The following is an 8,029-nucleotide window of genomic DNA, read 5'->3' as shown; positions in this document are numbered from 1 at the left end:
GACTTGGCCCGCTATGTCCTTTGACGAACCGCATGTCCTTTGACGAACCGCATGTCCTTTGACGAACCGCATGTCCTTTGACGAACCGCAAGCTCATGTCTAGCGTAACCAACGAGCAGCTCATCGCTACCTTCGAACGAGCTCACCTCGACAACTACAGGCCAGCTCCCTTTGTGCTTACCCAGGGCAAGGGCTGCCGTGTACAGGACGTGGAAGGTCGCAGCTTTCTCGATCTGTGTGCAGGCATTGCGGTGTTGTGCGTCGGTCATGCGCATCCGAAGCTCGTGACGGCCATAAGCCAGCAGGCGTCGCGTCTGATGCACACGTCCAACCTCTACTACAACGACCGCTCGATCGAGCTGGCGGAGCGGCTGGCACGCCGTACACCGTTCACACGCTTCTTTTTTTGCAACAGTGGAGCCGAGGCGATCGAGGGGCTCCTCAAGCTCGCGCGCCGTTACCACTACGGGCGAGGCGATACCGGGCGGCGCCGCATCGTCTCCGCGCTTGGCAGCTTCCACGGACGCAGCATGGGGGCCTTGAGCGTGACCGGGCAGCGCAAATACCACGAAGGCTTCGAGCCTTTGGTCGGTGAGATCGAGCACGTCCCCTACGGAGATGTCGAGGCGCTGTCGGAGCGCGTGGACCAGCGCACCGCCGCCGTGCTGCTCGAACCGATTCAGGGTGAAGGCGGCCTCGTCGTGGGCAGCGATGCATACCTGCGCGCTGCGAGGCAGCTGTGCACGGAGGCTGGAGCGCTGCTGTTCTTCGACGAGATTCAGACGGGTTATGGCCGCACGGGCCGGTTTCTCGCGCGTGAGTGGAGCGGCGTCATGCCCGATGCCTGTGCACTCGCCAAAGGCATCGCCGGCGGCTTTCCCATGGGAGCCATGGCGCTCGCAGAACATCTGCTTGGCAGCTTGCCACCCGGTACTCACGCGACCACGTTCGGTGGCAATCCGCTCGCTTGCGCCGCGGCGCTCGCGGTGCTGGACATCTTCGACGACGAGGATCTCGTGGGCAACGCACAGCGGATGGGTAACCATCTGTCGGAGCTGCTGGACGGGCTGGTTCGGGATCAAGCCCTGCCGCACGCAATCGAGGCTCGCGGTCGCGGCTTGTTGCGCGGCGTCGTGCTCGCTGAGGACGTCGACCCGCGTGCGACCCTGAGGCGCGTAAACCAAGAGGGTGTTCTGCTATCGGTAGCCGGGGGCGGTGTGCTGCGTTTTTCGCCACCGCTGTGCGTGACGCGTGCCGAGCTCGAGGAAGGTGTCGCGGCGGTGCGGAGCGTGCTCGCGCACCCGCCCACAAAGACGGCCTCGCAGGGGGCGGCCTGATGCCGGCGCAGGCGGCAACGACTCGGCACCTGCTGTCTCTGCTCGACCTGGCTACGGAGGAGCTCGAGGCTCTCCTGGAGCGTGCTCGGGTGCTCAAGAAGCTGCGCGGATCGAGTGAGCATCCGCGCTCCTTGACAGGAAAGACCGTCGCGATCTTGATGGAGAAGTCCTCGACCCGAACGCGGGTGTCTTTCGTGGTCGGCGTATCCGAGCTCGGGGGCAACCCGATGGACATCACTCCCAGCGACCTGCAGTTGGGCCGAGGTGAACCGCTCGAGGACACCGCGCGCGTGTTCTCGCGTTACGTGCACGGCATCGTGTATCGCACCAAGGCTCAGCAGCGCCTGGAGGCTCTGGCGCAGGTTTCGGCGGTACCGGTCATCAACGGCCTGACAGACAAGTACCATCCTTGTCAGGTTCTTGCCGATCTGATGACCGTCTGCGAACACCGAGCGCAGGGGCTTCGCGGGCTGCGAGTTGCCTGGGTCGGTGATGGCAACAACATGGCGCATTCATGGATCGTCGCAGCCGGGCTGATGGGATTCGAATTGAGACTGGCCTGTCCAGCGGGCTACGAGCCCGATGCCGGCGTGATTGCGGCGTGGCGGCGTTTGGGGCGCGGCCAAGTCGATTTGGCCAGCGTGTCAGAGGCCGTGCAGGACGCGGACGTGGTGACCACGGATGTCTGGGCGAGCATGGGACAGGAGGACGAAGTCGAGCGCCGGCGCAGGGCCTTTGCCGGCTACCGGGTCAGCACGCAGCTCATGGCAACGGCTGCCAGCGATGCGATCTTCCTGCACTGCCTGCCTGCCCACCGCGGTGAAGAGGTGGACGCGGCGGTTATCGACGGGCCTAGCTCAAGAGTGTGGGATGAGGTCGAGAACCGCTTGCATGTGCAGAAGGCCGTGCTCGAGCTGCTGCTGGGCTCATCCGAAGGCTCTTGAAGGCCAGCATTCGAGTGTGGCCCGCAAGTGTCGCACATACAGCGGTGCAAAATGTACGGGGGGCGCTTACCACGCCGTCCTGCACAACTGGGGCGGTCGTGGCTGAAGCTGCACGGTGCTACACTACTTGTTGAGGACCCGCTCGAGAGTAGCATTTTCGAAATCGGAGAGAGCCGGGTGCCGCTGGCAAGGCGCGACGACGAGGAATACGGGTGGTATTTCGAGGACAAGCAACGCAGCCAGAGGTGGCCGGAGCCGGCGAAACGGGGAAGTTATTCTTGAACGGGTCCTGAGCGTCACCGATCCGACTTGCCATGGGGCCCACGCAGCCGAGAGCGCCGAGCCTTGTTTCAGGACTGGATGTCCGATCGCTGCCGCTGACCTCCATCGAGGCGTTCGTGCTTTCTCGAGTCGATGGGCACACGTCGCTCGATGATATCGCCCACATGGTTGGGCTGGATCAGGCCCAGACGCAGACGATTCTCGAGCGCCTGATCACCCTTGGTGCCGTTCGGTGGCAGCGACCGGCCTGCCCTGCAGCTCCTGGCGAGGGACAGTCTTCGCGTCAGGCGTCTCCCGAAGGCGTACGAGCACACCGAGACGACTCAGGTGGTGAACGGACCGGGTCGGGGCGCCGCGCTCGATCGAGCGACAGCGGCGCGGGGCCGTCTCACGGGCCGGGAGCCGGTGCTGGTGAACGGACCGGCGCGGGGCGTCGCGCTCGATCGAGCGATGGTGCTCCGGGGCCATCGCACAAGCCGGCGGAGGGCGGATTGCAGCCGGATCCGAGCCTCGATCTCGACGTCGAGCTGCAAGCGCGGATCCTGGCAACCCACGCGCGGCTCGGGAAAGCCAACCACTACGAACTGCTCGAGGTGGCAGCCGACGCGGACAAAGCGCAGATTCGAGCGGCCTACTTCGCGCTCGCCAAGGTGTTTCATCCGGATACGCTATTTCGGCGCAGAATCGGTGGCTACAAGCCGCTCATGGAGGCCGTCTTCGAGCGGTTGACGAACGCCTATGAAGTGCTTGGCCGCAAGGGCTCGCGCGAGCGCTACGACGCCGAGCTTGCCCGTTCTCGGGAAACTGCGGCGCAGCGGGCGGAGCCCGCGCCGGATCGCGAGTCGAACGGACGGCCCGCGGCTTCCGCGGTCGCGAGCGACCCCATCGAGGCTCCCAGTCCCGCTGGACCCCGACGCGTCTCTCGTCTCACTGCGGCCCAAAAGCGCGCGCATGCGGTAAGCAAGTTGCGACGCGGATTGCTCGCGAGTCGCGAGTCGCTTCCGCTCGTGCGCGGAAGCTACACGTCGAATCCGGGGCAGATGCTTGCGGATCGCATGAGCGCGTCCCTGCCGGGCCGCCAGCGGGTCTCGGCGCCAACCCCGTCGAGCCGGCCGGATCGTGCCAGGTCCTCCTCGGACGGCAAGCACCAGCAATCGCTGGCCGCGCCAAAAGACGCGCCTTCAAGAAGAAAGCCTGCAAAAAGCAAGCAAGGGGCCGTTTCGATCCCTGCGGCACGGCATTCGGATACCTCACCAGGCAGACGTCGCAATCGACCCAGACAGCGAAAGGTACGCCAGTGACCACGAAGTCGGACACAGTAATCGGGATCGACCTCGGGACCAGCAACTCCTGCGTGGCCGTCGTCGAAAACGGACAGCCGGTCGTAATTGCGAATCGAGGCGGCTACAAGACAACGCCTTCGATGGTGGCCATTACCGAGGGAGGCAAGCGTTTGGTCGGCCACATAGCAAAGCGGCAGGCGGTAACCAACTTCGAGCATACCGTCCATGCAGCCAAGCGTCTCATTGGTCGCAAATGGGGCAGCCCCCAGATGGAGAGCGCGAGAAACAATTGCTCCTACCGCATCGTCGAAGGCCCTCACGATGACGCGCGGATCGAGCTACGCGGCAGGGTCTACAGCGTGCCCGAAATCGCCGCGATGATCCTGCAGGAAATGCGGATGGTCGCCGAAGACTACCTCGGGCACGAGGTCAACAAGTGCGTCATCACCGTGCCTGCTTACTTCAATGACGGCCAGCGTCAGGCAACCAAGGACGCGGGAGCCATCGCGGGCCTCGATGTGCTTCGGATCATCAACGAGCCCACCGCGGCCGCGCTGGCATACGGTTTCGGGCGAGACATCGATCGCACGGTTGCCATCTACGACCTGGGTGGCGGCACCTTCGACATCTCGATCATGGAGATCAGCGGCGCCGGTGTTTTCAAGGTTGTAAGCACCGCTGGCGACACGTTCTTGGGTGGCGAGGATTTCGACCTGCGTATCATTCAGTGGTTGGTCGAGGGCTTTCAAGCCGAGCACGGTACCGATCTGCGCCAGGATCGAATGGCCCTGCAGCGGCTCAAGGACGCGGCGGAGAAGGTGAAATGCGAACTGTCCGGAGTAGAGGAGGCCGAGGTCAACCTGCCGTTCATCATCTCGAACACGCGCAACGAGCCGCTGCATTTGCAGCGCATGCTCACACGCAGCGAGCTCGAGGAGATGACTCGCGGCCTTTGCGAGCGCACGGTGGCCACTTGCCGCCGGACGCTCGAGGAAGCCGGTCTCGACACCGACGAGATCGAGGACGTTATTCTCGTCGGGGGCATGACGCGGATGCCCCTTGTACAGCGTGCCGTGCGCGAATTTTTCGGACGAGAGCCCTGCAAGGGCGTGCATCCGGACGAGGTGGTGGCGTTGGGGGCCGCGATTCAAGGCACCTCGTTGATCAGCGCCGGGTCCGAGATGGTCCTTCTCGATGTCACGCCGCACACGCTCGGCATCATGGTGGTGGGCGGCTACTTCGAGGAGCTGATTCCCCTGAACACAACGGTTCCAACGTCGCGCTCCAAAGTGTTCACGACCACGCGCGATCATCAGACCGCGGTCAAGATACTCGTGCTACAGGGTGAGTCGCAACGGGCAGACGAGAACGAACTGCTGGGCGAGTTCGTCATGAGCGGCCTCAGGCGGGCACCTGCGGGCCAGGTCGAAGTGGAGGTGACCTTCGAGATCAGCGCAGACGGGATTGTAAGCGTACGCGCACGGGACCTCGAGACGGGGGCGCAGCAGTCGATCACGGTAACAGCGAGCAGCGGTCTGACTCCGGATGAGATTCAGAACATGGTCGACGACGCAAACGAGTACGCGCTCGCGCAGCGCTCGAGCGAGGAGCTGGAGCAGGCGAGGCAGGAAGCGGAGAAGCTCATTTCGCAGATCGAGAAGCTCTTTCCGGAGGTCGAGCAGGTGGTCGCGGGCAGCGACTTCGGCAAGGATGCGGTCGGCAAGGCCCGCGCGGCCGTGGGCCGGGCACGCAGCCTTATGGAGCTCGGCAACGCGGACGCGCTGAGCGAGCAATGCGACGCGCTGTCACGTACGCTGCGCATGTTCAAGGGCGTGGTTGGCAAGGCGGTCTAGCCTAACTGGTGCTTGGTGGCTGAGGTGAGCAACGGCGAGCACGACGACGACTGGCCGGGCGATGGCCAGGGCTCCGGTGGTGAGGGGGCTCCGCGCGGAACTTGGTCGTCGCCTCCCGGAGCCGACGAGGACGAGGGCGCGCTTGAGGATCTGGACGAGGACGAGGCGCGAACGCTCCGCTTCTCGGTGCCCGCGGGGCCGACGGATGTTGCCGATCGTGCCCTCGTCGCGGCCCAGGCATCGCCGGACGCACGTGACGCGCGCGACTCGGCACCCGATGCGTGGGCCATGGATCGGCATCGCCGAACGGACGCTCCGCCGACATCCGCGACTGCCGAGCCTGCGTCCGACTCGGTGCTGCCTCGGCCGGACCGGCCGTCGCGTTTTCGCTTGCCAGCTCCACCGCCCCTGCCGGATCAGCTGCGTGCGGGTGGGGCGCTTGACCTCGTAACCCGCTCGAGCACCAGTATCGTGCCCGTGGGACCCCGTTCGATGGTCGAGGAGATCGCCGAGCTCTACGCCCTGGGCGACTTCACCGGCGCGCTGCGTGTGGCGGAGCTCGTGCTCGGGCAGGATCCCGAGCACGAGGAGGCTAGAAGCTACGCTGAACGCTGTCGCGAGCACCTTGTACGCATGTACACCTCGAAGCTGGGGTCCGTGCGACGTGTTCCCGTACTGGCAGTGGCGGCAAGAGACGTGCGCTGGTTGGGTCTGGACCATCTTGCCGGTTTCGTGCTTTCGCAAGTCGATGGAAGCTCGAGCGTGGAGGAGATTCTCGATGTCTGTACGATGGACCGGCTCGAGACGCTCAAAACGCTGGTCGAGCTGGTCAATCTTGGTGCTGTGAGGATAGCGCAAGAGCGCTGACACTCCGCCATCCCGTTGGTTGTGGGGCCGAGCTTGCCTTGCCGTGCCTGCAGATTATGCTCGCGCTCGTCATGACATGGGAAAAGACAGCAGGTCGGGTGGTCCTGGCCTACAGCGGCGGGCTCGACACTTCGGTGATTCTGCACTGGCTCAAGGCGGGTCACGCCGAAGAGGTGGTGGCCTTTTGTGCCAACCTTGGCCAGGAGGAAGACTTCGACGCCGTTCGAACGAAGGCGCTTGCCACGGGCGCCAGCGAATGCGTGATCGGGGATCTGCGTGAAGAATTCGTACGCGACTACTGTTATCCGATGCTGCGGGCCGGCGCCGTGTACGAGGGCGAGTACCTGCTTGGCACATCCATCGCGCGACCCGTCATCGCCAAGGCGATGCTGGACGTGGCTCGTGGGTGCGGCGCCGAGGCGATCGCGCACGGAGCGACCGGCAAGGGCAACGACCAGGTCCGCTTCGAGCTGACTGCGCTCGGCATCGATCCGGGGATTCGGATCATCGCCCCGTGGAGGGAGTGGGAGCTGCGCTCGCGCACGGACTGCATCGAATACGCGAGACAGCACGGCATCGCGGTTTCTGCCAGTGCGGAAAAGCCCTACTCGATCGACGACAACCTGTTTCACACGAGCTACGAAGGCGGGATGCTGGAGGATCCGTGGCGCGAGCCGCATGCCGAGATGTTCTTGATGACGTGCGATCCCGTGCAGGCGCCCGACGAGCCGGACTACATCACGCTGCGCTACGCGCGCGGTGACGCCGTGGCGCTGAACGACCGAGAAATGTCGCCCGCCCAATTGCTTGCTTCCCTGAACCAGCTGGGCGGCCGGCACGGTGTGGGTCGAGCAGATATCGTCGAGAACCGCTTCGTAGGGATGAAGTCGCGAGGCGTCTACGAGACGCCTGGCGGAACGATCCTGCACAAGGCTCATCGGGCGGTGGAGTCGCTGACCATGGACCGTGAGGTGATGCGCCTGCGCGATCAGCTGGTGCCCGAGTACGCAGCGCTGGTGTATCGAGGCCTGTGGTTTTCGCCGGAGCGTTTGGCGCTGCAGGCTTTGGTCGACGAGGGGCAGCGGGAGGTAACCGGGGAGGCGCGCCTCAGGTTGTACAAGGGTGGCGTGCAGGTGGTGGGACGGCGCAGTCCCGTTTCACTCTACAATCCCGAGGTGGCAACCTTCGACCACGACGAGGCGTATGTGCAGTCGGACGCCACCGGTTTCATTCGTCTAAACGCCCTGAGGCTCAGGCTGCGGGCCTTGCGCGACGCCGCGGCTTTCCCTTCCAAGTAGTGCCCGCTGCAGAACTCACTCCCCTCGCCTGGCTTGCGGCGCGGGGCCGTCTGCCGCGTCGTCTCACGCTCGACCCTGCTCGATTCCAACCGCATGCGCTGCATTTCCTCGGTTCGCCGACACGCCATCCGACCCCGCGGCGCTGCGCCATGCTCGGTCCGGAGT

6 protein-coding genes are annotated in these 8,029 nt (G+C 64.7%); all 6 read left to right on the top strand.

The window, feature by feature from the left end:
* Positions 1 to 95: 95 nt before the first annotated feature.
* On the top strand, positions 96 to 1,337 hold the full coding sequence (locus MJD61_04545; GenBank protein MCG8554546.1) for an acetylornithine/succinylornithine family transaminase: 1,242 nt from the start codon (positions 96 to 98) through the stop codon (positions 1,335 to 1,337).
* On the top strand, positions 1,337 to 2,281 hold the full coding sequence (gene argF / locus MJD61_04540) for an ornithine carbamoyltransferase (GenBank protein MCG8554545.1): 945 nt from the start codon (positions 1,337 to 1,339) through the stop codon (positions 2,279 to 2,281). The genes MJD61_04545 and argF overlap by 1 nt, the downstream gene beginning before the upstream one ends.
* A gap of 314 nt (positions 2,282 to 2,595) precedes the next feature.
* Positions 2,596 to 3,864: a DnaJ domain-containing protein gene (locus tag MJD61_04535; GenBank protein ID MCG8554544.1), complete on the top strand. Its 1,269-nt coding sequence runs from the start codon at positions 2,596 to 2,598 to the stop codon at positions 3,862 to 3,864.
* Positions 3,861 to 5,699, top strand: a complete 1,839-nt coding sequence (gene dnaK, locus MJD61_04530) for a molecular chaperone DnaK (GenBank protein ID MCG8554543.1) — start codon at positions 3,861 to 3,863, stop codon at positions 5,697 to 5,699. The genes MJD61_04535 and dnaK overlap by 4 nt, the downstream gene beginning before the upstream one ends.
* A gap of 15 nt (positions 5,700 to 5,714) precedes the next feature.
* Positions 5,715 to 6,566, top strand: a complete 852-nt coding sequence (locus tag MJD61_04525; GenBank protein MCG8554542.1) for a hypothetical protein — start codon at positions 5,715 to 5,717, stop codon at positions 6,564 to 6,566.
* 71 nt (positions 6,567 to 6,637) lie between these two features.
* Positions 6,638 to 7,864, top strand: coding sequence for an argininosuccinate synthase (locus MJD61_04520; GenBank protein MCG8554541.1), 1,227 nt, complete (start codon positions 6,638 to 6,640; stop codon positions 7,862 to 7,864).
* Positions 7,865 to 8,029: the final 165 nt, after the last annotated feature.

It is taken from the genome of Pseudomonadota bacterium (assembly GCA_022361155.1).
In the GTDB taxonomy this organism is placed as follows: Bacteria; Myxococcota_A; Polyangia; order Polyangiales; family JAKSBK01; genus JAKSBK01.
This window is presented reverse-complemented; position numbering and strand designations above follow the sequence as displayed.

Bases quoted from the DNA above. Each gene is read 5' to 3' on its own strand.
- MJD61_04545 (MCG8554546.1), top strand. From the start codon at position 96: ATGTCTAGCGTAACCAACGAGCAGCTCATCGCTACCTTCGAACGAGCT.
- argF (MCG8554545.1), top strand. From the start codon at position 1,337: ATGCCGGCGCAGGCGGCAACGACTCGGCACCTGCTGTCTCTGCTCGAC.
- MJD61_04535 (MCG8554544.1), top strand. From the start codon at position 2,596: ATGGGGCCCACGCAGCCGAGAGCGCCGAGCCTTGTTTCAGGACTGGAT.
- MJD61_04520 (MCG8554541.1), top strand. From the start codon at position 6,638: ATGACATGGGAAAAGACAGCAGGTCGGGTGGTCCTGGCCTACAGCGGC.